The sequence below is a fragment of the Ochrobactrum sp. EDr1-4 genome, from assembly GCF_049199085.1.
Lineage (GTDB): Bacteria > Pseudomonadota > Alphaproteobacteria > Rhizobiales > Rhizobiaceae > Brucella.
In genome coordinates this window covers 662,122-687,185 of record NZ_JBLZOF010000001.1, presented here as the reverse complement: position 1 = coordinate 687,185, position 25,064 = coordinate 662,122, and the positions used below count along the sequence as shown (strand labels likewise).

The window sequence follows — 25,064 nt, the reverse complement described above, 5'->3', positions numbered from 1 at the left end:
TTATGTTGGCGGATGCCAAATCGTCAGGCTGATGCCCTCCTGTATGAAGGGTGCCAGAATGTTACTTTGCGCTCGATCAGCGCGATCAGCCCATAGGAGAGCGACCCTGCAAGAGCTGCTACAAAGATTTCGGCCCAGACCATATCGACATTCATGCGCCCGATTTCCGCCGATATGCGAAAGCCCATGCCGACAATCGGCGTGCCGAAAAATTCAGCCACAATTGCGCCAATCAGCGCCAATGTTGAATTGATTTTGAGCGCATTGAAAATGAAAGGCATGGCGGCTGGCAAGCGCAGCTTGATAAGCGTTTGCCAGTAATTGGAGCCATAGCTCTGCATGAGATCGCGTTCCATCGCACCGCTGGCAGCAAGTCCCGCAACCGTATTTACCAGCATTGGAAAGAAGGTCATGATGATCACGACTGCTGCTTTCGACTGCCAATCAAAGCCAAACCACATCACCATGATGGGTGCGACGCCAACAATGGGAAGAGCGGCAGCAAGATTACCCAGCGGTAACAGGCCTTTGCGCAGAAACGGAATGCGGTCTGCAATTATGGCCGTGATGAAGCCAAGGCCGCAGCCTGCGACATAGCCGATGATCACAGCTTTTAAGAAAGTCTGCTGAAAGTCGGCCCAAAGAATCGGCACTGACGAGCCGATCCGCGCACCGATGACTGATGGTGCAGGCAAAAGCACCGATGGCACTTCGAAAATCCGCACAGCCACTTCCCATAGGACCAGCATGGCAATGCCAAACAGTGCTGGGACGGCAATATCGATCAGCTTTTGCCCCTGAGCGTTGCGAATTTTAACGCTGGCCAGCCCCTGCACAACAAACCACGACACGGCGATCAGAACGATGATAATGGCAATATTGATGATCATGATGCCGCCTTTTCCGGCTTTATGCCCATACGTCGTTTGGCCATTGTGGCCGCAATGCCAACCAGCCCCACAAGGATGGATGCCATGAAGGCTGCAAGCACCAGTGCCGCCCAGATTTGCACGGTTTGCCCGTAATAGGAGCCAGCCAGCAATCGTGCACCAAGTCCTGCAACAGCACCTGTCGGCAATTCGCCAACGATGGCACCGACAAGGCTGATCGCCACCGCAATCTGCATTGATGTGAACAAAAATGGCATGGCAGCAGGAAAGCGTAGTTTCCAAAATACCTGATTTTTTGAGGCATTATAGGTGCGCATAAGATCGAGATGCATCACATCGGGCGAGCGCAACCCTTTGACCATGCCAACCGCCACCGGAAAAAACGATAGATAGGTGGAAATGACAGCCTTGGGGAACAGTCCGGAAATGCCAATCGCATTTAGTACCACGATAATCATGGGGGCTATTGCGAGAATGGGGATTGTCTGCGAGGTGATGATCCACGGCATCAGGCTTTTATCGAGCGTTGTCGAATGAACAATGCCGACCGCTAGCAATACACCGAGCGCCGATCCAAGCACGAAGCCGAGCAAGGTCGAGGAAAGCGTCACCCAGCCGTGATAGACGAGGCTGCGTTTCGAACTGGGCTTGACGGCAAAGACAGTTTTCCAGAGCTCATTTGCCACCTGATGCGGTGCAGGCAGCACAGGGCGATCCTGATGCATGGTGTTCGCAACGATGGTCGAGAATGAAATCTCGGCTCCCGCGCGCTGTGCTTGATCACGCTCAAACGGCGCGTTCAGATAGACGGCGAATGCATACCAGATCGCAATAATCACCGCGAGAATGGTCGCAACCGGAATAAACTTGTCGCGAAAAAACGCTGTCATTTTCGCCCCCGCAATTTATTCATGAATATGGCCTAGCCGCAGGCCTTCGCGCACGCGATGGGCGATTTTCAGAAATGCTTCCGATTCACGAATGTCCAATGTCCGGTCCGGTCCCAGATCGCAGTCGATGATTTCATGAATGCGGCCCGGACGCGGGCTCATCACCACGATCTTGGTCGACAGAAAGACTGCTTCGGGAATGGAGTGGGTGACGAAAATCACCGTCTTCTGCGTGGCCGCCCAAAGCTTCAAAAGCTGCTCGTTGAGATGATCGCGCACGATTTCATCGAGCGCTCCGAACGGCTCATCCATCAGCAACATATCCGGGTCAAACGACAGCGCACGCGCAATCGATGCCCGCTGCTGCATCCCGCCGGAAAGCTGCCACGGAAACTTTTTGCCAAAACCAGTGAGGTTCACAAGCGCTAGGTTTTTTTCAATGCAAGCTTTTCGCTCGGCTTTTGAAAAGCCCATAATCTCAAGCGGCAGACTGATATTATCTTCAATCGTGCGCCATGGAAACAACGCCGCCGCCTGAAACACATAGCCATAAGAGCGGTCAAGTCTCGCCTGTTCCGGAGTTTTGCCGTTCACTGTCACTGTTCCAGACGTCGGCTGTTCAAGATCAGCCACCACACGCATCAGCGTGGTTTTACCGCAACCCGATGGACCGATGAAGGAGACAAACTCGCCACGCTTAACGGCGAGATTAATGTCGGACAGGGCATGAACCGGTCCGTCATTGGTTTCAAATACCAGCGACAGGTCTTTAATGTCGATGACGGTCTGTGCGTCATCCAAGCCCCGCCTCGGGGCCATGCTATCGATATTCATCACATGCGGTTCCCGAAGCGAAGCTAGAGCCATGTATCAGACCCCTATCGGCATATGTTCGGCACTGCGTTCCACCTTGCGTGGCGCAACGATTTCTTTCCATTGCGACAGCGCTTTGTTGGCGGCACCATTGGGTTCGCGCTCGACAAAACGTCCATCGCCCGGCTGCGCGGTCACATGGCCATTGTCAAAGGCCAAACGGCCACGCGAGAATGTCTTGACCGGCAGGCCCTTCAGCTCAAAGCCTTCAAACACATTGTAATCAATGGAGGAGTGCTGTGTTTTGGCCGATATTTTCTTGGTGGCTTCCGGGTCCCAGATGATGAGGTCGGCATCAGCACCCGGCAGAACTGCACCCTTTTGCGGATAGATATTGAGGATTTTTGCAATATTTGTCGAGGTGACAGCAACAAACTCGTTTGGCGTCAGACGTCCTGTGCGAACACCGCGCGTCCAGAGCACCGGCAACCGTTCTTCAAGCCCACCTGTGCCGTTCGGAATTTTAGTGAAGTTGCCAATTCCGTTACGCTTTTGCTCGGTGGTGAACGCGCAGTGATCGGTCGCGACAACCTGCAGGCTACCGGACGCCAGACCCGCCCAGAGGCTATCCTGATTGACCTTGTCACGGAATGGCGGCGACATCACGCGGCGCGCGGCATAGTCCCAGTCGCGATTGTGATATTCGCTTTCATCCAATGTCAGATGCTGGATCAGCGGCTCGCCATAAACGCGCATGCCTTTCTGGCGCGCGCGGCGGATTGCTTCATGCGCCTGCTCGCAGGATGTGTGCACCACATAAAGCGGCACACCGGCCTGATCGGCAATCATGATTGCGCGGTTGGTAGCTTCGCCTTCCACTTCCGGCGGGCGCGAGTAGGCGTGCGCCTCCGGCCCATCATTGCCTGCTGCGAGAAATTTTGCCTGCAATTGCGCAACAATATCGCCGTTTTCCGCATGCACCAGCGGCATGGCACCGAGTTCAGCACAGCGCTGGAATGATGCGAACATCTCGTCATCATTCACCATCAACGCGCCCTTATAGGCCATGAAGTGCTTGAAGGTGTTGATGCCGCGCTTCACAACTTCCGGCATTTCATTGAAAGCGCGTTCGCTCCAGCCGGTGATCGCCATATGGAACGAATAATCAGTGCGGGCCTTGCCAGCCTTCTGGAACCATTCCTGAAGCGCGTCGAGCAGATTGCCTTCCGGCCCCGGCAGCACGAAATCGACCACCATCGTTGTGCCGCCAGCAAGCGCTGCTGCGGTGCCGGTGTCAAAATCGTCCGATGAATAGGTGCCCATGAAGGGCATTTGCAAATGCGTATGCGGATCGATGCCGCCGGGCATGATGTAACAGCCGGTTGCATCTATAGTTTCATCGCCGGTCAGATTATCGCCCACGGCAACAATCTTCTCGCCTTCGATAAGAACGTCGGCTTTGAAGGTGCGGTCAGCCGTAATCACGGTGCCGCCTTTAATGACCTTACTTGCCCCAGAACTAACCATGTTCGCGTTCCCCTTTTTGGTTTTGTTTCGAACATTAAGCAGTATTGGATGGGCTGGAAATTAACTCACAATTTCAGCACTCTCCAATACGGCATGTAGAAGCACATCAGCGCCAGCCGATGCCCATTCTTTAGAAATCTCTTCGTCTTCGTTGTGGCTGAGACCATCCACGCATGGACACATGACCATGGCGGTGGGCGCTACACGATTGATCCAGCAGGCGTCGTGACCGGCACCTGAAACAATATCACGATGGCTGTAGCCAAGCCGTTTTGCTGCATTTCGGATTGCTGTGACGCAGCCTTCATCAAAAGTGACCGGATCAAAATGCCCGGCCACTTCAATCTCAATCCCGATGCCAAGCTCTTCGGCGATTTTTGGCGCTTCCGCTTCAAAGCGTGCCTTCATGGCATCGAGCGTTGCCTGATCGGGCGAGCGGAAATCGACGGTGAACACAATCTGGCCCGGTAGCACATTGCGTGAGTTTGGCGAAACTTCGATATGACCGACGCCACCAACAGCATCCGGCTGATGCGACATGGCAATCTCGTTAACGAGTTGCAGCAGCTTGCCGAGACCAAGGCTGGCATTCTTGCGCATTTTCATCGGCGTTGAGCCGGTATGCGCTTCCTTGCCGGTTAATGTTACCTGCAACCACCACAGACCCTGTCCATGGGTGACAACGCCAATATCCTTATTTTCAATCTCAAGGATCGGACCTTGTTCAATGTGCAGTTCAAACATCGAATGGATTTTGCGCTTGCCGACCGGCTCGTCGCCCTTCCAGCCAATGCGCTCTAATTCATCGATGAATTTCTTGCCTTTGGCGTCCGTGCGTTCATAGGCCCAGTCCCGCTCATGGACACCTGCAAAAACACCCGAAGCCAACATTGCGGGCGCAAAACGTGTGCCTTCTTCATTGGTCCAGTTGACCACGACGATAGGGCGTTTTGTCTTGATATTGGTGTCGTTCAATGTGCGCATGACTTCAAGTCCGCCGAGCACACCGAGCACGCCATCATATTTTCCGCCCGTTGGCTGCGTGTCGAGATGGCTGCCCATATAGACCGGATCAGCATCCGCATCTTCACCGGGGCGAAGAAAGAACATATTGCCCATTGTATCGACGGTCATCGACAGTCCGGCCTGTTCACACCATTTTTGGAAAAGCTGTCGGCCTTCGGCGTCCTCATCGGTCAGCGTCTGGCGATTGTTACCACCGCGCAAGCCGGGGCCAATTTGCGCCATATCCATCAGGCTGTCCCACAGCCTGTCGCCATTGACCTTGAGATTGCTGCTGAGCGCCATAAGCTCTGCCTCCACATTTCAAGCATGCAATAACAGTGGCATTGCTGCCAGCGTTTCACATGTTATGTTGTTCCCGCGACCCGGCTCTTTGGCCTCAATCTTCTTGCAATTATTGCAAAAACTTGACTACTTGGTCAAAATGCAGGCTAGAAGAGCGTTCGGCAGTGGTCAAGCGGTTTTAAGAAATTTTGCCTCACGAGAAGGTGCTAAATGGTCACAGATGCGACAGCCCCCGCAAATGCCCCTGCCGAAGCAGGTGCGAGCGATAAGGCGGAAGGTGCGACGCGCATTCAGGCGATCAACCGCAGGCTTATTCTCGACGCTGCGCTCGATGTATTTTCTGCCTATGGCTTTCGCGGCACGACCGTCGATCAGATTGCGGAAAAGGCAGGCATGTCGAAGCCAAACCTGCTGTATTATTTTCCGCGCAAGCAGAACATCTATGTAACCGTTCTCGAAGAAACATTGACCGAATGGCTCGGCCCATTTGAAAGCATCAACTCGGAAGGCGATCCGCTTGAAGAACTGCGCAACTATATCGCGCAGAAGCTTGAGCTTTCAGCGAAGAGGCCCGCCGCATCGCGTCTGTTTGCCAATGAAATTCTGCATGGCGCACCGGCAATTACCGACTTTCTGAAAGGCCATCTGAAAGATCTGGTCGATGAAAAGGCGCAGGTTATTCATCGCTGGATCGAAGAAAAACGCATCGCGCCGATTGATCCCTATCATCTGATTTTTACAATCTGGGCGGTGACACAGCACTATTCTGATTTCTCAGTGCAGGTCGCAGCCATTCTTGGCAGCCGCGCCGAACAGCCGGATTTTTATGAGCAGACTGCACGATCGATAGCGGCAATTATTCTTGACGGTGTGCGTGTTCGCGACGATGTTTCGCCCCTATGAAAACGATTCTTATTGCAGCAGCCATTGTCCGTGATGAAGCGGGCCGTTTCCTCCTGGTGCGCAAGCGCGGCAGCGAGATTTTCTTCCAACCCGGTGGCAAGATTGATGCGGGCGAAGCGCCTGAAATTGCCCTAATCCGCGAGATCGAAGAAGAGCTCGGAATTCACATCGATGAAAGCCAATTGCGCCATGCCGCACGCATGTCGGCACCCGCTGCCAATGAAGCAGATTCGATTGTTGAGGCCGAACTGTTTCATCTCGACTTGAGAGAAGGACAAGCACCTGCCGCTTCCAGCGAAATTGAAGAGCTGATCTGGGTTGCGGCGGGCGATAAGTCGCGTCCGGTTGCGCTGCTTTCACAAAACATTCAGGCCCGCTTCGCATAAACGGGCTGAGTGTAAGCTATTCGCCAATGAATAAGTTTTTCGTTTGCGCATTTATTCGCTTCCTCTTATCAGTCTCTCCGCGTTCATAAGACGCGAAAGCATAGATTCTGGAGGAGATATCCATGCAGTTCAAAGCATCCGAGAAGCGTACGCTTGGCCGGACTGGTCTTTCTGTAACAGCGCTTGGTCTGGGAACAGCGCCTTTGGGCGGGCTTTATGCGCCAGTTTCGCGGGTTGACGCAGATGCTTTGCTGGAAGCTGGCTGGGACAGCGGTATTCGATATTTCGACAGTGCGCCAATGTACGGTCTTGGTCGCTGTGAGCACCTGCTGGGCGATATGCTGCGTGAAAAAACTGAGCGCGCTGTTGTGTCCACCAAGGTCGGACGCCTGATGACCAATGAGCGGGCTGGTCGCACCCTGCCGCCAGCGCCGCCAAAAAATCCGCTCGATTCGGGCTGGCACAATGGCCTCAACTTCCGTGAGGTCTTTGATTACAGCTATGACGGCGTCATGCGCAGTTTCGATGACAGCCAGCAGCGCCTCGGCTTTCCGGAAATCGATCTGCTCTATGTCCATGATATCGGTAGCGTAACCCATGCCGACATGCACGAATTTCATTGGAATGCGCTGACCAAAGGCGGTGGCTTCAGGGCACTGACCGAACTGCGTGCAGCAGGCAATATTAAGGGCTTTGGTCTTGGCGTGAACGAATGGCAGATCATTCGCGATGCGCTTGAGGAAGCTGATCTTGATTGCTCGCTTCTCGCTGGCCGCTATTCGCTACTCGATCAGGTGTCAGAAAAAGAATTTCTGCCGCTGGCGCAAAAGCGCGGCATGGCGCTGGTGATCGCCGGTGTGTTCAATTCGGGCATTCTCGCTGCCCCGCGCGGTGGCGAACAGAAGTTCGACTATGCCGATGCGCCTGCTGACATCATTGCACGCACCAATCGCCTGCACGATATTTGCGATGAGTATCATGTGCCGTTGGCTGCTGCTGCCATGCAGTTTCCGTTGCGCCATGAGGCCGTCAATTCCATTCTGATCGGTGTCCGCTCGCCGGAGCAGATCAAGCAGAATGTCGTTTGGTTCGAGCAATCGATCCCGGATGAGTTCTGGCAGACCTTACGTTCCGAAGGCCTCATTTCGTAATCATGTCGACTAAAATTCTCTGCGTCGGTGCCCTCACCATGGACACCATTCTCCGCCTTGATGCGCTCCCGCATGCGGCAGGCAAATATCTGCCGCGTGAGGCTGTTGAAATCGCAGCCGGTATGGCTTCGAGTGCCGCGAGCGCCATTGCCCGACTTGGCGGGGAGGTGGCGCTGTGGGCTTCTGCCGGGATTGATCCGGTGGGAGATCGCGCTGTCGCGGAGCTTGAAGCCGAAGGCATTGATTGTTCGCATATAAGGCGGCTGGAAGGCACACGCACGGCCTTTTCTTCGATCCTCGTTGATGCAAATGGCGAACGTATTATCGTACCGTTTTATGATCGCACGCTTGCCAGCCCGGCTGAAGAAACGCCGCCAATCGCGGCAGGCGCTTATGCTGCCGTCATGACCGATGTGCGCTGGCCTTGGGCTGCGGAAACGGCCCTTCGTGCGGCACGCGATGCCGGTATTCCGGCGATATTGGATGCCGATACTGCACCCATCGAACTGTTGGAAACGCTTTTGCCACTCGCAACCCATATTGTTGCGTCAGAACCGGCTGCAATCAGCGTGACAGGCACGACGGACTTGCGCGAATGCGTGCGCATTCTTGCCGACCGCTACGACGTGTTTACGGCTGTGACCGGTGGCGCGGATGGCTGTTATTGGACGGAAGGCGCTGTCAAACAGGTTTTCCATGTGCCCGGTTTTAAGGTCGATGCGGTTGATACGCTGGCTGCAGGTGATGTGTTTCACGGCGCTTTCGCGCATGGTCTGGTGGAAGGCAAAGACATGACGCACATCATCCGCTTTGCCAATGCCGCCGCCGCCATCAAATGCGCACGCTTTGGCGGACGTGCCGGTTCGCCAAGCCAAGCCGAAGTTATTTCCTTCATAGAAACCGGCATAGTCCCCGCACAATAATTTAAAAATCCCACCCGAAATTGAACATACAGGCCTCAACATCAAATTGACTATTTACTAACATGTTAGTATGTGCAAGCTTACAGTTCAATCTTGGGAGGAGCCAGTTTTGGCACATAATCATTCTGGACAGGAGCGCTTCGGCCTCTCTGCAGCACTCACGACCCCATTCGATGCTGAGGGCAATATCGACGTCAGCCGTGCGCTGAAGCATGCACGCGCGCGCCTCGACAATGGCTGCTCAAGTGTCACACTGTTTGGCACGACCGGCGAAGGTTCTTCCATTGGTGATGCCGAGCGTGCAGCGCTTCTTGATGCTTTCATCGCGCAAGGCTTTGCTGCTTCCAACATCGTCGTCGGCGTGATGGAAAACTCGATTGCCGATGCGGTTGCACAGTCTGCCGATGCACTGCGCCGCGGCTGCAAGGCCATTCTTCTGGCGCCACCGTCTTATTTCAAGAACCTCTCCGATGAGGGTCTGTTCAACTGGTTCTCGGCGGTGTTGAAGGGTCTTGGCAGCGATGCGCGCAGCATCATCCTCTATAACATCCCGTCAGTGACGGCTGTCGAACTGTCGGTCGATCTCATCACCCGTCTGCGCGCAACTTTCGGTGACATCATCATCGGCGTGAAGGATTCTTCGGGCACCTGGTCCTATACGGAAAAGCTGCTTGCGGCCCACAAGGACATTGCGATCCTGATTGGCGATGAGCGTGATCTTGCAGCTGGTGTACGCCTTGGCGGACAGGGTGCAATTTCCGGCATGGCAAACCTGTTCCCGGATCGTCTTCTGCGCATGATCAATGAGGGTCTGGATGACAATGAGCTGGTTGGTGCAGTGCGCCAGTTGCTCAACTATCCGGTCACGCCTGCGGTCAAAGCTATGGTTGCACGTCATACGGGTGACAAGGAATGGCGTCGTGTACGCGCACCGTTGATTTCGTTGAATGATGCGGATTTTGACGCAATTGGTAGTGTATTCGACCGTTTGCATATGGCAAAAGCGGCTTGACCATTGCATAAGCGCTAGTAGCAAAAAGGGAATGGCTTTGGCGGACGATCACAACGAACCAGTAAAATTGCGGGATAAGGCTTATCAGAGCTTCACCGAGCATTTGCTGGCGCGTGATTTTCATCCGGGCCAGTTCGTTTCTCAGCGCCAGCTCGTCACCATGACGGGCCTGCCGCTGGGTGCGATCCGCGAACTGATCCCGCGTCTCGAAACGGAAGGTCTGATCAAGACTGTGCCGCAGCGCGGACTGCAGATCGCGCATATCGATCTGAACCTGATCCGCGAGGCATTTCAGTTTCGTCTTTTCATCGAAAAAGAATCGGTCGCGATTTTCTGTCAGTCGGCTTCCGATGCATTGCTGTGTTCGCTGCGTGCCGCACACGAAGAAACGCTCAATCGCGCGATGAGCGAAGGTGAAACGCCAGAGCTTGAAGAGCAGGCGCAGAATATCGACTGGAGCCTGCATGACACGATTGTCGGCTCGCTTGATAATGAAATCATCTGGCGCAACTATCAGACCAATACGATCAAGATGCGCCTGATCAATCAGGAGCGTTTCCGTATCACCGGGCGTGTGATCCCGGTCATGCAGGAACATTTGTCGGTGTTGTCGGCAATCGAAACCCGCGATCCACAGACTGCCATGGATGCTATCGCCGTTCACATCAACAACGCACGGAAGCTGGCATTGCATATTTGAGACTAAGCATTTCCAGCAAAAGTGCGTAGCGGTTTTGCGTAGGATAATGCGAAAAATAAAAAATTAGAGCGTTTCCTATGACTCTATCGATATGGGAAACGCTCTGAAGGTTTGGCGAGAGGAGTCGCCGAGCCAAACACACAACAGGGGAGGAGTAAGCAGTGAATATATTACGTCCAACACGTCGCCAGTTTTTGGCGGGAACTGCGGCCATTGCCGCCTCAGGTGTAACGGGCATCAGCCCATCTTTCGCGCAGTCGGGTGTCGACTGGAAGAAATATGCTGGCACCACGCTTGAAGTAAACCTTATCAAGAGCCCGCGCGGCGAACTCCTTCAGAAGCATCAGAAGGAATTCGAAGATCTGACCGGCATCAAGGTCAATTCCGAACAGACGCCGGAACAGCAGCAGCGCCAGAAGGCCGTTATCGAGTTGACTTCGGGCCGTCCGAGCTTCGACGTCATCCATATCAGCTATCACGTTCAGAAGCGTCAGTTTGAAAAGGGTGGCTGGCTTGCCGACCTCAACCCGTTCCTGAAAGACCCGACACTCACCGATGCGTCGCTCACCGAAGATGATTTTGCAAGCGCTGGTCTGACTTTCGCCAAGGATGCCAATGGTCGCTTCGGTGCGCTGCCATTCTCGGTTGATTACTGGATCATCTATTATAACAAGGATCTCTTTGCGGAGAAGGGTCTTGAATTCCCGAAGACCTTTGAAGAGCTGGTTACAACTGCCGAAGCCCTGACTGACCCGGCAACCAGAACCTATGGTTTTGTTGCACGCGGCATGAAGAATGCCAATGCGCCGGTCTATACCAGCCTTCTGCTCGGCTATGGCAAGCAGTCGGTGGATGCCGATGGCAATGTTCAGACGGATTCGCCAGAAGGTATTGAAGCAGCCAAGCTTTATCAGCGCCTGATGACCAAATCGGCACCTCCCGGCGTTGCAGGTTTCAACTGGGCCGAATGCCAGTCAAACTTCCTTCAGGGCCGCGTTGGTATGTGGCTCGATGGTATCGGCTTTGCGCCGCCGCTTGAAGACCCGAACAAGTCGCGTGTTGTCGGCAAGGTTGGCTATGGCGTCATGCCAGCAGGCCCGAATGCACAGGCTGCCCCGACCACGGGCGATGGCATTGGCGTGACCGAAGCTTCGAAAAACAAAGAAGCCGCATATCTTTATTGCCAGTGGGCCATTTCCAAGGAAATGGGCGCGCGCCTTCTGCAATCGGGATCGGGCGTTCCGTTCCGCAAGTCGATCATCGACGACGCAGAAGTGCGCAAGGGCGTCACCATGCCGGAAGGCTGGGTGGAAGCGCTCTCAAAGTCTGCCCCAATCAGCCAGCTCTGCTTGCCAGTCATCGTGCCTGTTACGGAATTCCGCGACATTATCGGTGTTGGCCTCACCAATCTTCTCAATGGTGCTGACGCAGAAACTGAAATGAAACGCGCGACGGAAGAATTCCGTCCGGTCCTCGCACGGAGCGAAGGAAAATGACATCTGCCGCCCCGATAGGTGCAAAATCAGGAGCCGCGACAGCGGCCCCTGCCACCAAGCCCGTTGTGAGCCGCTTGCGGCCAAGTTACTGGCCGTTTGTTCTTCCAGCCTTGATTACCGTCGGGGCGGTGATCGTTTTTCCATGGGTGTTTACACTCTGGATGAGTGCCAATCAGTGGCAGCTCGGTGGTGAGCAGAGCTTTGTCGGCTTCGACAATTATTTGCGTCTTGCCGCCGATATGCGCTTCTGGGAATCCATGTGGCACACGCTTGTCTATACGGTTCTCTCTGTCGTGGCCCCGATGATATTGGGCACCATTGCGGCGCTGGTCTTTGACAGCAAATTGCCAATGCGCGGGCTATTGCGCGGTATTTTCGTGATGCCGATGATGGCAACGCCGGTTGCCGTCGCTCTTGTCTGGACGATGATGTATCATCCGCAGCTGGGCGTACTGAATTATCTTCTCTCGCTGATCGGCATTGCGCCGCAGGAGTGGATCTTTAACCAAAGCACGGTTATTCCGTCGCTGGTGCTGGTTGAAACCTGGCAGTGGACGCCGCTGGTGATGCTGATTGTGCTCGGTGGCCTTGCATCCATGCCGCGCGATCCGTTTGAAAGTGCGGAAATCGATGGTGCCAATGGCTGGCAGAAATTCCGCTATATCACGCTTCCGATGATCCTGCCGTTTATCATGGTGGCCGTTATCATTCGCTCGATTGATGCGCTGAAAAGCTTCGACATCATCTTTGCGATGACGCAGGGCGGCCCCGGTACGGCATCGGAAACCATCAATATCTATCTCTATAACGTGGCGTTTGCCTATTATGACATTGGTTATGGCTCGGCGATTGCCGTGGTGTTCTTCATTGTCATTATCGCAATGTCGATGGTTCTTCTGGCTCTGCGCCAACGAACCAAATGGAACGCTTGAGGATCAACCATGGCACGCAAGTCAATACTTTCCAAGCTTGGCACGGCACTCATGGTTTTCGTCATCGTGTCGCCCGCAATCTTCTTCTTCGTCTGGATGCTGTCGCTTTCGTTGAAATATGAAATCGACAATGGCGCCTATCCGCCAATCCTGATCCCTGACCGCATCGCGTGGTCGAACTATACCGGTATTTTCGAGACCAACGACTTCCTGCTCTATTTCTGGAACAGTATTCTCGTGACCGGAACCGCCACTTTGCTGGCATTGCTGGTTGGCGTTCCAGCTGGTTATGGCATCGCACGTCTGCGCGCCAACAAGTCGGCAATCGTCATCATGATTGCACGTATGACGCCGGGCCTGTCTTACCTGATCCCGCTGTTCTTGCTCTTCCAAACGCTGGGACTGCTTGGCACGCTTTGGCCGCAGATCATCATCCATCTGGTTGTGACTGTTCCAATCGTGATCTGGATCATGATTGGCTATTTCGAGACGACCCCGATGGAGCTTGAAGAAGCAGCCATTATTGATGGTGCTTCCTCGTGGCAGGTGTTCAGGAAAGTGGCACTTCCTATCGCCAAGCCGGGCGTTGTGGTGTCGCTCATCCTTGCGGTGATCTTCTCGTGGAACAATTTCGTTTTCGGCATCGTGCTCGCAAGCCGCGAGACACGTACCCTGCCGGTCGCAGTTTACAACATGCTGTCCTTTGAACAGGTCAGTTGGGGTCCGCTTGCCGCCGCGGCTCTCGTGGTCACATTGCCGGTCCTGTTGCTCACCGTTTTCGCACAGCGCCAGATCGTTGCAGGTCTGACAGCAGGCGCCGTCAAATAAGAATTGAGGTTTAAGATGGCATCTGTATCCATCCGAAATGCAATCAAGAAATATGGCAATGTCGGCGTGTTGCACGGCGTGTCCGTTGATATTCAGGACGGCGAATTTGTCGTGCTGGTCGGCCCGTCGGGTTGTGGCAAGTCCACATTGCTGCGAATGATCGCAGGGCTTGAAGAAATCAGCGACGGCGAAATCGCCATCGGTCCGCGCGTCGTCAATGATCTGCGTGCGAAAGAGCGCGATATCGCCATGGTGTTCCAGAATTATGCGCTCTATCCGCATATGACGGTGGCCGACAATATGGGCTTCGCGCTTATGTTGAAAAATGCGCCGAAGGCAGAACGCGACAGCCGCGTTAATCGTGCAGCCGAAATTCTCGGCCTTAACAAGCTGCTCGACCGCTTTCCGCGCCAGCTTTCCGGTGGTCAGCGCCAGCGTGTAGCCATGGGCCGTGCGATTGTTCGCGATCCGCAGGTGTTTCTCTTTGACGAACCGCTCTCCAACCTCGACGCCAAGCTGCGCGTGCAGATGCGCGGTGAAATCAAGGGGCTGCATCAGCGTCTGAAAACCACCACGATTTACGTGACCCACGATCAGATTGAAGCCATGACCATGGCCGATAAGATCGTTGTCATGCGCGATGGTCTGGTGGAGCAGATCGGTGCGCCGCTTGATCTTTATGATCGTCCGGCCAATATGTTTGTCGCGGGCTTTATCGGCTCGCCATCGATGAACTTTGTCAATGGTAAGATCGAAGAAGGCTCGTTTGTGGCTGACGGCGGCTTCCGCATGCAGCTTCCTGAAGGGGCCTATGCAAGCCTCTCGGGTAAGGCTGTTTATGGCATGCGCCCTGAGCATATGAAAATTGCCGAGCAGGGGGTGCCGATCACAGTTGATATTGTTGAGCCGACCGGTTCGGAGATCATGGTCATGGGCAAGCTTGGCGACCAGCCGATTACCTGCCTGTTCCGCGAACGTTTGACCGTGCGTCCAGGCGATGTACTGACCATTGCCATTGATCCGGCAACCAGCCATGTGTTTGAGCCGGAAAAAGGCAAACGCGTCAGTCGTTAAAACATTTGCCTGAAATGAAAGACGCCGGGCTTTTGCCCGGCGTTTTTGTTTTACTCTGCCGCTTCTTTGACAGCCATCGGATTGTTCGGATGGGTCGTCCAGTTGGCATATTGCGCTGGGATCGGTGCTTTGGTGCGTGGATCGAAATCGCCGATCTGCTCCATGGTGATGCAATCCTCGACAGGACAAACACTGACGCAGAGATTGCAGCCAACGCACTCCTCGTCGATCACCTCAAAGTGCCGCGCACCATCAACCATCGCTGTAATCGCCTGATGCGAAGTATCTTCGCAGGCAATATGGCAACGACCACACTTGATGCAGGAATCCTGATCAATCCGCGCTTTGGTGACGTAGTTGAGGTTGAGATATTGCCAATCGCTGACCTGACCCACAGCCATACCGCGGAAATCATCAAGCGTTTCATAACCCTTGCTGTCCATCCAGTCGGAAAGACCGTCGATCATTTCCTCAACGACCTTGAAGCCATAGGTCATCGCAGCCGTGCAGACCTGTACCGTGCCGCAACCGAGCGCGATAAATTCAGCTGCATCACGCCATGTGGTGATGCCGCCAATGCCTGAAATCGGCAGACCATAGGTTTCAGGATCACGCGCAATTTCCGCCACCATGTTGAGCGCAATCGGCTTAACAGCTGGTCCGCAATAGCCGCCATGACTGCCGCGTCCATCAATCGACGGAACCGGCGACATGCTGTCGAGATCGACCGACACAATAGAGTTGATCGTGTTGATCAGCGATACGGCATCAGTGCCATTGGCCTTGGCACCGCGCGCTGGCTTGCGAATATCGGTGATGTTCGGTGTCAGCTTGGTGATTACCGGCATCCGGCTATATTGCTTGCACCACTTTACAACCATGCCGACATATTCAGGCACCTGACCGACGGCTGCACCCATGCCGCGTTCGCTCATGCCGTGCGGACAACCGAAGTTGAGCTCAATGCCGTCAGCGCCGGTTTCTTCCACCAGTGGCAGAATGGCTTTCCACGCTTCTTCTTCGCATGGCACCATGATTGAAGCGATCAGCGCGCGGTCGGGCCAGCGCATTTTCACTTCTTTCATTTCGCGCAGGTTCACTTCGAGCGGCCGGTCGGTGATCAGCTCGATATTGTTAAGACCCAGCAGACGTCGGTCAGCACCATGGATAGCGCCATATCGTGGACCATTAACATTGACCACCGGCGGGCCTTCGGAACCAAGCGTTTTCCAGACCACGCCACCCCAGCCAGCCTTGAAAGCGCGCTCGACATTGTAGGCCTTGTCGGTCGGCGGAGCCGAAGCTAGCCAGAATGGGTTTGGAGATTTAATGCCGAGGAAGTTTGTTGAAAGATTAGCCATGTTACTCTCCTCAGCCCTGTTCTTGGCCCAAAGGCACACTGCGGTCGCGGTAAGTCGACGGGGCAGGCGCGTGAAGTGCGCCGCCCGACAGAACCGCATCGGCAAAGCCTTCAATCGCCTCGGGTCGTTTTGTCAGTGTCGCATGGATGGATTCGGCGGCTACTTTGCCGTCTTCCACTGAGGCCACCGTCAAATCCTGACCGCCTGCAACGCAGTCGCCCCCCGCCCAAATGCCCTCAACGGATGTGCGACGTTCGTCATCAACACTGATGCGTCCTTTGGAAAGCCCGATGCCTGCGCCCGCAATGGGTTCCGGTTCAAACTTCTGGCCAATAGCCTTAAACACCTGATCGGCTTCAAGAATGAGATATTCGCCAGTGCCGGAAAGTTTTCCGCTCTCGGCATTGGTATATTCAAACACAATGGCGTTGACAGTGCCGTCTTCGCTCCGCTCCAGTGCGTGCGGCTGCAACCAGTGACGGATGACCACGCCATGAATCTGCGCCAGTTCTTGCTCATAGGCGCTGGCATTCATGCTTTCCTGACCACGACGATAAACGATAGTCACGTTTTCAGCACCAAGCTTCTTGGTCTGGATAGCAACATCGACAGCCGTCATGCCGCCGCCGATCACCACGACATTGCGGCCAACGGGAAGCGATGCGAGGTCTTTTGCCTGACGCAGATTGGCGATGTAATCCACCGCATCAATCACATTAGGCGCATCTTCGCCGATAAGCGCCAGATCATTGACGCCCGGCATACCCATGCCGAGGAACACCGCATCATAGCCCGCCCTGAGTGCTTCAATCGTGATGTCCTGACCGAGCGTCTGGTTATATTCGATATTGATCGCGCCAATTTTCAGCACGAATTCCAACTCGCGCTGGGCGAAATTATTGACCGTCTTATAGGCGGCAATACCATATTCATTCAGACCGCCGCCCTTGGGTAGCGCTTCAAAAATCGTCACTTGATGGCCATGCATTGCAAGGCGATGCGCGGCAGATAGACCTGCGGGACCTGCACCCACAATCGCAATGTGCTTGCCGGTTTCTGGCGCACGTTTGAATGGATGATTGCCGGTTTCCATCAGAACATCTGTGGCATAGCGCTGCAAATGGCCAATCTTTACCGGCTTGCCTTCAGATGTTTCGCGCACGCAGACTTCTTCGCAGAGCGTTTCTGTCGGGCAGACGCGGGCGCACATGCCCCCCAGAATGTTTTCCGATAGGATGGTCTTTGCCGCACCAATTGCATTGCCGGTATTGATCTGGCGAATGAAACGCGGAATGTCGATGCTGGTTGGACATGCATTCATGCAGGGCGCATCATAGCAATAATAGCAGCGGTCGGATTCAACGAGGGCTTCATGCTTGTTGAGCGGCGGATGCAGATCATCAAAAACATGCACATAGTCGGCCTTTTCGAGCCGCGAGCCGTGAATATCAGGCCCGTTCGCGTGTCCCGGATTATCAACTGCATCAATAGGCGAATTCTCTGCAGATCTCCCATGAATCGAATTCATAGATCGCATCTCCCATTTTTGCTTGTTAAGGCGCGGGTTCCCTTTGCGCACCTTGAACTCTGTTCCGGGCTGCGATCTTTACCGTCGCGTGGTGCCCGTTGAAGACAGGATGACAGATTTTTACGGAAGGTCAAATTTTTTATCATCTGGTCAATTTATGACTTTTAGGCACTAGAAATAGCGAAAGGCCCGGCTTTGAAAGCACGGACCTTTGAAACTTGATCAGAGTGTAAAATCAGATGGTCTCTGATTTGATAATAGTGCTGTCAGAGGTTTCGTCTGTCTCAACGCTCGGAAAAGCTTCCGCTTCCTTTGGTAGCGATGGACGCGAGCTTAGCACCAACGCGCAGCCTGCAATGATCACCGCAGCGCCAATAAATTGGATGAAGGAGAGCTGCTCTTTCAGGAAGACTGCGCCAACCAGAACTGCAATTACAGTGACTGCAAATTCCACGCTAATGGCCTTTGTCGGGCCAACATTTCCGACCAGTTTGAAATAAAGAACATAGGTAAGTGCGCTCATCACACAGGCCGAAACCAGCAGATAGATGAAATCAACAAGTCCCGGTGTTGTTGGTACAGGAATGGCGAAAATCAGTGGCAGCGTCAGAATGCCGCCAAATACAAACGCGCCGATTGTGGTTTCCCACGAGCCGGTGGTAGAAAGACGGCGGCTTGCATAATTGCTGCCGAAGGCTGCGGAAAAGCACGAAAACATCACGGCAATACAGCCCATGATAAATTCAGGCGTTACAGCGACAGCCGGGAAGCCGACCAGAAGCACGATGCCGGTGACACCAAGCACAAGCCCCGCCAAGCCACGGGGCGTGATGCGCTCAAGGCCCCATAGCTGGCTGATAACCATTGAGAAAAGCGGAATCGATGCAACGCAGATTGCAGCCATCGCTGTGCCAATCAGCGGTGTACCATAGGAAAGGCCGATCAACTGACCTGCAACGGTCGTAGCACCCACTATCGCAAAGGGCTTCCAGCCCGCATGAAAATCAAGGCTGCGCCCAGAGAGCTTGGCGATTGCAAACAATGTTCCCGCCGCGATGAACGAGCGGAAGGCGACCGCACCCACCCAGCCAAAGGCTTCGACCACGCGCAACACCACGAGGAACGATAGCCCCCATGCTACGGCAAGAAAAATATAAGTGGCGACGTCTCTGGGTTTCATGCCGATAGGCCTTATTAAGGTTATGCTTTACCGACTATCTCATAGGAACGAAAAGCGAAACCTCTTTCGCGTCTCCTCCCATACCATCTTCGAATGAAATTATGCCGTTTTTGCAGCGGCATTATCTGCCGCTTTTTGTGCTGCCGCAGCACCGATATTAGCAAAGAAGCGATCGGCAATCTTACGCGCCACTGAGCCAAGCAGTTTCGAGCCGAGCTGGGCGATCTTGCCGCCTGCATCGCCATTGATCGAATAGCTGAGAATTGTCTCATGACCGTCTTCCGTCAGCGTCACATCGGTATCGCCATGGGCAAAGCCTGCAATCGAACCTTCACCACGGCCTGAAATCGTATAGGAGGCAGGCGGTTTCATATTGGAGAGTTCGAGCATTCCATGAAAGCGAACCTTGATAATCCCAAGGCTGACTTTGAGTGCTGCGCGGATTTCCGAGTCGGAAATTCGCTCCAGATCTTCGCATCCGGGAATGCAGTTTTTCAGCGTTTCAATGTCGTTAAGCGCATCCCACACGGCCTGCCGGGGCGCGCTAATTCTCTCTTCTCCGGTGAGGTCCATGCTTTACACTTCTCCTGATCAACCTAAATTGATGCATACCTCTATATAGAACCACACCAAAATGGAAAATTTCTGTAATTTAACGGATGCATTTCTCGTTTAAAATGCTCTATGAAGACAATTAAATCGATTTGATTGACTGGAGTACCATCATGGCAAGAGATACGGCGAAGCTTGAAGCAACGGTTGCCAAGCTGAAAAAGCATTGGTCGGACGCGGCACCAAAAGACATGCGTGCAGCATTTAAAGCCGATCCGGGCCGTTTTGAGCGTTATTCGCTGTCGCTTGACGATTTGCTGTTTGATTGGTCGAAGGCCCGCGTCAATGATGAGACTGTTGCGCTTCTGACTGAGCTCGCACAGGCTGCTGATGTTGAAGGTCGCCGCGCTGCAATGTTTGCAGGCGAGCACATCAACAACACCGAAGATCGCGCCGTTCTGCATGTGGCTCTTCGCGACACCACGTCGAAGGAAGTTCTGGTCGATGGCCACAATGTCCTGCCAGACGTGAAGGAAGTGCTCGACCGTATGGCTGCGTTTTCGGATGGCATCCGTTCCGGTTCCATCAAGGGTGCGACAGGCAAGAAGATCACCGACATCGTCAATATTGGCATCGGCGGTTCCGATCTTGGTCCAGTCATGGCAACGATTGCGCTTTCGCCATACCATGACGGCCCACGCGCACATTATGTCTCGAACATCGACGGCGCGCACATTGCCGACACACTGAATGCGCTTGATCCGGCAACGACGCTCATCATTGTTGCGTCGAAGACCTTCACCACCATCGAAACCATGACCAACGCGCAGACTGCACGCAAGTGGATTGCCGATGCGCTGGGCGAAGATGCGGTAGGCGCCCATTTTGCGGCTGTCTCGACCGCTCTCGACAAGGTTGCAGCATTCGGTATTGGCGAAGATCGTGTATTTGGTTTCTGGGATTGGGTTGGCGGTCGCTATTCGGTCTGGTCGGCTATTGGCCTGCCAGTGATGATCGCGATTGGTGCCGATAATTTCCGCAAGTTCCTTGCGGGCGCGCATTCGATGGACGTGCATTTCCGCGATGCGCCGCTGGAAAAGAACCTGCCAATCTGGCTCGGTCTGATCGGCTACTGGCACCGCGCAATCTGCGATTATTCGAGCCGTGCGGTCATTCCTTACGATCAGCGTCTGGCGCGTGTGCCAGCCTATCTGCAGCAGCTTGATATGGAATCGAACGGCAAGAGCGTGACGGTTGACGGCAAGCCTGTGTCCGGTCCAACCGGTCCAGTTGTCTGGGGCGAACCCGGCACCAATGGTCAGCACGCCTTCTTCCAGCTTTTACATCAGGGCACTGATACTATTCCGCTCGAGTTTATCGTTGCGGCAAAGGGCCACGAAAAGCATCTCGATCATCAGCATGAAATGCTGCTCGCCAACTGCCTTGCGCAGTCGGAAGCGCTGATGAAGGGCCGCACGCTGGATGAAGCCCACGCTCAGTTGAAGAGCAAGAATCTGCCTGAAAGCGAAATCGAGCGCATTGCACCGCATCGCGTGTTCTCTGGCAATCGCCCATCGCTGACGCTGGTTCACGACAAGCTCGACCCGTTTGCCTTTGGTCGCCTGATCGCTCTTTATGAGCATCGCGTGTTCGTTGAAGCGCAGATTTTCGGCATCAATGCGTTTGATCAGTGGGGCGTTGAGCTTGGCAAGGAACTCGCGACAGAGCTTCTTCCGGTGGTTTCGGGTGCAGAATCTGCCGAAGGCAAAGATGCTTCGACAGTTGGTCTCGTTGCGCATTTGCATGCGCGCCGTAAAGCCTGATATTACAAACAGGTGGATAAGGATAAAGCCGGGTTTCACACCCGGCTTTTTTTTCGTCTAGGTATGAATTGCTGAATGAAAATGGGAACTGAAATGAAGACCGAGATTATTGAGTTTGCCGGCGATGTACCGGGTAACGGCATTGAGCTGCGTGTGTTGCGTTTTGCAGGCAACGACAGCGATGCGCCAACCGCCTATCTGCAATCCTCGCTGCATGGTGGCGAATTGCCGGGGCAGGCTGCTCTGCACTTTCTCGTTCCGATGCTGAAAAAAGCATCCGAAGAAGGCCGCATTCTCGGCAACATCACGGTTATCCCACAGGCCAATCCGATTGGTTCGAACCAGTGGCAGGCGCATCAGCATCTGGGTCGTTTTGAGTTTTTCTCAGCGGTCAATTTCAACCGCGCTTTCCCGCTGTTGCCAGATTTCGACACGTCTGAATTGCCCGGCCCGGATGCACCTGTAGCGCTTGCACAGCGCTTGAAGGCCACGCTTTTAAAGATGGCTCTTGCTAATGACATCGTACTCGATCTTCATTGTGATGATGAAAGCGAAAACTACGTCTATATTGCCAAGGAATTCGTGGACGACATGAAGGATCTGGCCGTGGCGCTTGGCTCGACCGCGATCCTCGCATGGGACACGACTGCGGACGCAGCTTTTGAGGAAGCATGCGCGCATCCGGTTCTGCAATTGCCTGCCGACAAGCGCAATATGAAGCGCCGCGCCGTGACCACAGTTGAATTCCGTGGTTTGAGCGATGTCTATGCCGATATGGGCAAGGGTGACGCGGAAGGTCTTTATAAGTTCCTCGTTCATCGTGGTGTGATCCGCGATAAAAGCGTCAAGCTTGACCTCGACTACAAGGGCCTCATCACGCCGCTTGAAAATGTGGAAATGCTGCGTGCGCCGGAAGGCGGCATGGTGCTTTATCATGTCGCTCCCGGTGATGTGGTCGAGGCCGGTGCAAAGCTCGTCACTGTTGTCACCAAGCCGGGTGAACCGGAAGGCGACATCACACTGACTGCACCACAGGCAGGGCGTATTCTAACCCGCCGCACGTTGCGTTATGTCCGCCGAGGTGACGATTTGCTGAAACTGCTTGCCGCCAAGCCATCGGCAGTCAAAAAGCGTTCCGGTGCGTTAGAGGCATGAGTTCATTGCCTACTCCCGAGAAACTAAAAGCGATCCGTGCCATCCTGTTCGACAAGGATGGCACGCTGATTGATTTCGACCGCACATGGTTTACCGTGTCATGGAATCTTGCAAAGCGCACCGCCGATGGCGATGAGCATCGTGCACGTTCACTGCTCGATGCGGGCGGTTATGACTGGCAGGCAAAGCGCTTTCGCGCCAATTCGGTCATTGCTGCCGGAACGGTCGAAGACCTTGTGCAACTCTGGCACCCGGATATTGATGAGGCTGGCTTTAAAACCAAAATAGCCGAATTCGACAGCTATACGGTTGCCGAGGGTGCGCGTTCTGCCGCGGCGATTGAAGGTCTGCGGGAAACATTGGAAACCCTTCGCGAGATGGGCTTTATCCTTGGCATCGCCACCAATGATTCCGAAGCGGGAGCGCATGCCACCGCCAAGGCCTTGGGTATTGATCATCTCTTTAATGTGGTGATCGGCTATGACACAGCCGCGCGTCCAAAACCTTATGCTGATCCGCTGCTCTATTTTGCAGATAAACTCGGCCTTGAGCCGGGTGCAATCGCCATGGTCGGCGATAATCTGCACGATCTTGAAACAGCACAGGCCGCAAAAGCTGGTCTCGGTGTAGGAGTTTTATCCGGTAACAGCCCGCGCGATGCGCTGGAACCGCACGCCGATGTGGTGCTTAATTCCATCGCAGATCTGCCAGACTTGTTCAGATGAAATGAAAAGGCCCTCCTAATTAGAGGGCCGTTTCTGTTTTAGTCGCGCAACTCGCGGCGCAAAATCTTGCCGACATTGGTTTTCGGCAAAGCATCGCGGAATTCCACTTCACGCGGGCGCTTATAATTGGTGAGGCGCTGCGCGCAGAAGGATTTAACGTCTTCTTCCGTCAGCGTTGGGTCACGGCGCACGACATAGAGCTTCACCACTTCGCCGGAATGCTCATTCGGCACACCAACAGCGGCAGATTCAACAATGCCCGGATGCTCGGCTGCCACTTCCTCAATTTCATTCGGATAGACGTTGAAGCCGGATACGAGGATCATATCCTTTTTGCGGTCCACAATCTTGGTGAAACCGTTGTCATCCATGAAGCCCATGTCTCCGGTACGGAAGAAACCATCGGCCATGATAGCACGTTCGGTTTCATCGTCTCGGTTCCAGTAACCCATCATCACTTGCGGGCCACGCACACAGATTTCGCCGACGTCGCCGAGTGGCAAATCCTTGCCATCATCATCACGAATGGCGATATCGGTTGAGGGCATTGGCAAGCCGATTGTACCGCTGAATTCGGTTGCGTCGAGAGGGTTAGCCGATGCGACAGGCGATGTTTCAGAAAGACCATAGCCCTCGGTTATGTGGCAGCCGGTCATTTCCTTCCAGCGTTCAGCGATTGGCCGTTGCACGGCCATGCCGCCGCCAAGCGTCAGCACCAGTGGCTTGAAGTTTAGAGCTTTGAAATCCTCGTTGTTCATCAATGCGTTGAACAGCGTGTTGAGGCCTGGGAAAATATGGAATGGATATTTTTGCAACTCTTTAACAAAGGCCGGAATGTCACGCGGGTTCGGGATCAAAATATTGCGTGCGCCAAGTTTAAGGCCAATCATCGCATTCACGGTCAGCGCAAAGATATGATAAAGCGGCAGGGCGCAAACGAAGTTGAGTTCCTTTGGTTTGCCCTTGTTCTGAAATGCAACATCCATCCAGAACTGCATCTGCTCGACATTGGCCAGAATGTTTTTGTGGCTGAGCATTGCGCCTTTAGAAACGCCTGTCGTGCCGCCGGTATATTGCAGAAAAGCGAGATCAGAGCTGTCGACCGGCACCGGATTGAATGATTTGGATTTTCCCTGCGACAATGCATCTTTAAAGCGCACATGGCCGGGAATATTCCATTCCGGCACCAGCTTTTTGACCTTGCGCACCACCAGATTGATGATGTGGCCTTTCAGCCCGTGCATATCCCCCATCGAGGCAACAATTATGTTGGGCACATGAATGGAGGCAAGAGACTTCTGCACAGTCGCGGCAAAGTTCTCTAAAACAATGAGTGCTTGCGCGCCTGAATCGTTCAACTGATGCTGCAACTCGCGCGGGGTGTAGAGCGGGTTCACATTCACGACCACAAATCCAGCACGCAGGATAGCGGCGATTGCCACCGGATATTGCAGAATGTTCGGCATCATAATCGCAACGCGGTCACCCTTGACCAGTCCGCGTGATTGCAGCCATGCAGCGAGTGCGCGCGAGTTTTCATCCAGTTCTTTGTAGGACAAATCCTTGCCCATACAGGTAAAGGCTGGCCTGTCGGCAAAGTGGCGGCAGGCATTGGAGATCATGTCGCCAATGGACGTAGTTTTGCTGAGATCAATCTCATGCGGAACGCTTTTTGGATAAGATTTCAGCCAGATCTTGTCTGGTAAAGCCGCACTGTTGGTTGCCTTGCTCGACGCGGGTTTTGCTTCGGTTGCTTTTTTTGCCATGCTTTCTCCCCGGATTGCTCCGTCCAATGTTTGAGCAGCAAGCCGCCACCCTTCTCCCAATACGACCCTTTCCCACGTGCGGGTTAGGTGCTCCTCAATAATGAATGTGGTCGACTTTCGTCTTAATCGCAAGAGTTACAT

General features: G+C 54.1%; 23 protein-coding genes. 13 read left to right on the top strand and 10 right to left on the bottom strand.

Annotated features, from left to right (window positions below; all coding sequences use genetic code 11):
- Positions 1 to 23: 23 nt before the first annotated feature.
- Genes ACOZHT_RS03470 through ACOZHT_RS03450 form a run of 5 tightly spaced genes read right to left on the bottom strand, consistent with a single transcriptional unit; the run spans position 24 to position 5,428 of the window.
- The gene (locus ACOZHT_RS03470; RefSeq protein ID WP_339509473.1) at positions 24 to 890 is read right to left on the bottom strand and encodes an ABC transporter permease; all 867 of its coding nucleotides are present in this window, start codon (positions 888 to 890) and stop codon (positions 24 to 26) included.
- Positions 887 to 1,780, bottom strand: a complete 894-nt coding sequence (locus ACOZHT_RS03465; protein WP_339509474.1) for an ABC transporter permease — start codon at positions 1,778 to 1,780, stop codon at positions 887 to 889. The genes ACOZHT_RS03470 and ACOZHT_RS03465 overlap by 4 nt, the downstream gene beginning before the upstream one ends.
- Before the next feature lie 15 nt (positions 1,781 to 1,795).
- Positions 1,796 to 2,614: an ABC transporter ATP-binding protein gene (locus ACOZHT_RS03460; RefSeq protein ID WP_339509528.1), complete on the bottom strand. Its 819-nt coding sequence runs from the start codon at positions 2,612 to 2,614 to the stop codon at positions 1,796 to 1,798.
- 36 nt (positions 2,615 to 2,650) lie between these two features.
- Complete coding sequence (hydA, locus tag ACOZHT_RS03455; RefSeq protein ID WP_339509475.1) at positions 2,651 to 4,120, bottom strand: dihydropyrimidinase; 1,470 nt, start codon at positions 4,118 to 4,120, stop codon at positions 2,651 to 2,653.
- A gap of 60 nt (positions 4,121 to 4,180) precedes the next feature.
- Positions 4,181 to 5,428 (bottom strand): Zn-dependent hydrolase, encoded by a 1,248-nt coding sequence (locus ACOZHT_RS03450; protein ID WP_339509476.1) that lies wholly within the window; start codon positions 5,426 to 5,428, stop codon positions 4,181 to 4,183.
- A 210-nt stretch (positions 5,429 to 5,638) separates the two neighbouring features.
- On the opposite strand from ACOZHT_RS03450, the gene ACOZHT_RS03445 reads away from it, so the two are divergent.
- The 10 genes from ACOZHT_RS03445 to ACOZHT_RS03400 all read left to right on the top strand — a co-directional run bounded on the left by ACOZHT_RS03445 (position 5,639) and on the right by ACOZHT_RS03400 (position 14,833).
- On the top strand, positions 5,639 to 6,331 hold the full coding sequence (locus ACOZHT_RS03445; RefSeq protein WP_339509477.1) for a TetR family transcriptional regulator C-terminal domain-containing protein: 693 nt from the start codon (positions 5,639 to 5,641) through the stop codon (positions 6,329 to 6,331).
- Complete coding sequence (locus ACOZHT_RS03440; protein WP_339509478.1) at positions 6,328 to 6,717, top strand: NUDIX domain-containing protein; 390 nt, start codon at positions 6,328 to 6,330, stop codon at positions 6,715 to 6,717. The genes ACOZHT_RS03445 and ACOZHT_RS03440 overlap by 4 nt, the downstream gene beginning before the upstream one ends.
- Positions 6,718 to 6,839: 122 nt before the next feature.
- The gene (locus ACOZHT_RS03435) at positions 6,840 to 7,868 is read left to right on the top strand and encodes an aldo/keto reductase (RefSeq protein WP_339509479.1); all 1,029 of its coding nucleotides are present in this window, start codon (positions 6,840 to 6,842) and stop codon (positions 7,866 to 7,868) included.
- A gap of 2 nt (positions 7,869 to 7,870) precedes the next feature.
- Complete coding sequence (locus tag ACOZHT_RS03430) at positions 7,871 to 8,791, top strand: PfkB family carbohydrate kinase (protein WP_339509480.1); 921 nt, start codon at positions 7,871 to 7,873, stop codon at positions 8,789 to 8,791.
- Between the two features lie 109 nt (positions 8,792 to 8,900).
- Positions 8,901 to 9,803, top strand: coding sequence for a dihydrodipicolinate synthase family protein (locus ACOZHT_RS03425; RefSeq protein WP_339509481.1), 903 nt, complete (start codon positions 8,901 to 8,903; stop codon positions 9,801 to 9,803).
- A 37-nt stretch (positions 9,804 to 9,840) separates the two neighbouring features.
- Positions 9,841 to 10,503, top strand: coding sequence for a GntR family transcriptional regulator (locus ACOZHT_RS03420; RefSeq protein ID WP_339509529.1), 663 nt, complete (start codon positions 9,841 to 9,843; stop codon positions 10,501 to 10,503).
- A gap of 161 nt (positions 10,504 to 10,664) precedes the next feature.
- Entirely contained in the window at positions 10,665 to 11,999 is a 1,335-nt protein-coding gene (locus ACOZHT_RS03415) for a sugar ABC transporter substrate-binding protein (RefSeq protein WP_339509482.1), read from the top strand.
- Complete coding sequence (locus ACOZHT_RS03410; protein ID WP_339509483.1) at positions 11,996 to 12,931, top strand: sugar ABC transporter permease; 936 nt, start codon at positions 11,996 to 11,998, stop codon at positions 12,929 to 12,931. Before ACOZHT_RS03415 ends, ACOZHT_RS03410 begins: the two co-directional genes overlap by 4 nt.
- Before the next feature lie 9 nt (positions 12,932 to 12,940).
- A complete protein-coding gene (locus tag ACOZHT_RS03405; protein WP_105705389.1) occupies positions 12,941 to 13,759 on the top strand; it encodes a carbohydrate ABC transporter permease in 819 nt (272 codons plus the stop codon).
- Positions 13,760 to 13,774: 15 nt separating this feature from the next.
- Positions 13,775 to 14,833: a sn-glycerol-3-phosphate ABC transporter ATP-binding protein UgpC gene (locus ACOZHT_RS03400; RefSeq protein ID WP_339509484.1), complete on the top strand. Its 1,059-nt coding sequence runs from the start codon at positions 13,775 to 13,777 to the stop codon at positions 14,831 to 14,833.
- Positions 14,834 to 14,883: 50 nt separating this feature from the next.
- Here the strand turns inward: ACOZHT_RS03400 and preA are convergent, their stop codons facing one another.
- The 4 genes from preA to ACOZHT_RS03380 form a co-directional block, all read right to left on the bottom strand.
- A complete protein-coding gene (gene preA, locus ACOZHT_RS03395) occupies positions 14,884 to 16,194 on the bottom strand; it encodes an NAD-dependent dihydropyrimidine dehydrogenase subunit PreA (protein ID WP_339509485.1) in 1,311 nt (436 codons plus the stop codon).
- A 10-nt stretch (positions 16,195 to 16,204) separates the two neighbouring features.
- Positions 16,205 to 17,731 (bottom strand): NAD(P)-dependent oxidoreductase, encoded by a 1,527-nt coding sequence (locus ACOZHT_RS03390; protein WP_339509486.1) that lies wholly within the window; start codon positions 17,729 to 17,731, stop codon positions 16,205 to 16,207.
- A gap of 226 nt (positions 17,732 to 17,957) precedes the next feature.
- The gene (locus tag ACOZHT_RS03385) at positions 17,958 to 18,902 is read right to left on the bottom strand and encodes a DMT family transporter (protein WP_339509487.1); all 945 of its coding nucleotides are present in this window, start codon (positions 18,900 to 18,902) and stop codon (positions 17,958 to 17,960) included.
- 99 nt (positions 18,903 to 19,001) lie between these two features.
- Positions 19,002 to 19,475 (bottom strand): carbon monoxide dehydrogenase subunit G, encoded by a 474-nt coding sequence (locus ACOZHT_RS03380; protein ID WP_339509488.1) that lies wholly within the window; start codon positions 19,473 to 19,475, stop codon positions 19,002 to 19,004.
- Between the two features lie 152 nt (positions 19,476 to 19,627).
- On the opposite strand from ACOZHT_RS03380, the gene pgi reads away from it, so the two are divergent.
- From pgi to ACOZHT_RS03365, 3 genes are all read left to right on the top strand, one after another.
- Positions 19,628 to 21,277, top strand: a complete 1,650-nt coding sequence (gene pgi / locus ACOZHT_RS03375) for a glucose-6-phosphate isomerase (RefSeq protein WP_339509489.1) — start codon at positions 19,628 to 19,630, stop codon at positions 21,275 to 21,277.
- Between the two features lie 93 nt (positions 21,278 to 21,370).
- Positions 21,371 to 22,432, top strand: a complete 1,062-nt coding sequence (locus tag ACOZHT_RS03370; RefSeq protein WP_339509490.1) for a succinylglutamate desuccinylase/aspartoacylase family protein — start codon at positions 21,371 to 21,373, stop codon at positions 22,430 to 22,432.
- Positions 22,429 to 23,157 carry an HAD family hydrolase gene (locus ACOZHT_RS03365; protein WP_339509491.1) on the top strand — a complete coding sequence of 243 codons (729 nt, stop codon included), beginning with the start codon at positions 22,429 to 22,431 and terminating at the stop codon, positions 23,155 to 23,157. Before ACOZHT_RS03370 ends, ACOZHT_RS03365 begins: the two co-directional genes overlap by 4 nt.
- Positions 23,158 to 23,195: 38 nt before the next feature.
- Here ACOZHT_RS03365 and ACOZHT_RS03360 read toward each other — a convergent pair whose 3' ends face one another.
- Positions 23,196 to 24,923, bottom strand: a complete 1,728-nt coding sequence (locus ACOZHT_RS03360; protein ID WP_339509492.1) for a long-chain fatty acid--CoA ligase — start codon at positions 24,921 to 24,923, stop codon at positions 23,196 to 23,198.
- Between the last annotated feature and the right edge of the window lie 141 nt (positions 24,924 to 25,064).